This is a genomic window from Dietzia sp. DQ11-44, assembly GCF_014145205.1.
In the GTDB taxonomy this organism is placed as follows: domain Bacteria; phylum Actinomycetota; class Actinomycetes; order Mycobacteriales; family Mycobacteriaceae; genus Dietzia; species Dietzia natronolimnaea.
Window position 1 is genome coordinate 1 of the sequence record NZ_JAALEC010000209.1, and the last position, 562, is coordinate 562.

General features: G+C 69.2%; 1 protein-coding gene. It reads left to right on the forward strand.

Annotation, left to right across the window (positions count from 1 at the left end):
• The coding region (locus G6018_RS06250; RefSeq protein WP_241732008.1) for an enoyl-CoA hydratase-related protein at positions 1 to 426 on the forward strand (426 nt) is incomplete at its 5' end.
• Between the last annotated feature and the right edge of the window lie 136 nt (positions 427 to 562).

Here is a 562-nt window from a genome sequence, read left to right on the forward strand (position 1 = left end):
TGCGACCTCGCCCTCGCCGGGCCGACGTCGACGTTTGCGCTCACCGAGGTCCGCCTCGGTCTGGCGGCGGCCATGATCTCGGTGCCGCTGGCGGCGCGGATCAACTCACGGGACCTCGCACGCGCCCTGCTGACCGGTGAGAAGTTCGACTCGGCGCACGCGAGTCGGATCGGCCTGCTCTCGGAGGCGGTCGACGACGTCGACGCGGCCGTCGACGAGCTCGTCGCCGCGTTCCGGCCCTGTTCACCGCAGGGACTGGCGGAGAACAAGGCGCTGCTGGCGGCGCCGATGCTGGCCGATCTCGACGCCCGTGGAGAGGACCTGGCCGGGGTGACCGCCCGCCTGTTCACCACCGCCGAGGTCGCCGAGGGGATGACCGCATTTCTTGAGCGCCGACCGCCCTCCTGGGCGACGCCGGACGCGTAGCGTATGCGATGTCGTTGATGTGTGACCGTCACCACATCGCCCACGTCCAACCCGAGAGGTAATGCCATGCGCACCAGAGCAGCCATCATCCGTGAACCCAAGCAGGACGCCTGGGAGATCGTCGACGTCGACATCG